Origin of the sequence: Vibrio sp. L85, assembly GCF_963871815.1 — a bacterium.
GTDB lineage: Bacteria > Pseudomonadota > Gammaproteobacteria > Enterobacterales > Vibrionaceae > Vibrio > Vibrio harveyi.
Genome location: NZ_CAWMYL010000184.1, coordinates 1 through 268, shown reverse-complemented (window position 1 = coordinate 268; position 268 = coordinate 1). Strand labels below are relative to the sequence as shown.

The 268-nt window shown below is 44.8% G+C and carries 1 pseudogene; it reads right to left on the bottom strand.

Features of this window, described 5'->3' with window-relative positions:
* Positions 1-268, bottom strand: a pseudogene (locus AACR11_RS19635) (hypothetical protein); the annotation flags it as partial.

Genomic DNA, 268 nt, shown 5'->3' with positions numbered 1-268 from the left:
GTCATTGTATTTGGTTCTTGAAATCGGTTGACGCCAAATCTGAGAGTGCAGACCTCGAAGTTCATAGTGAGTGATCCCACGTAGTAGTTCGTTACCATGCTCATCAAACACCGGTTGCTCATTTTTACTCTTATCCGCATAGCGCCCAATACGATGACCATCAATGTTCATCGTACAAAACATGGTCGTCACGGTCTGCACGATCGCGACACGTTGCTTAGCTTGAAGGGTTTTTTGACCGCTTTTGCATTGATGTAATCCCATCAAA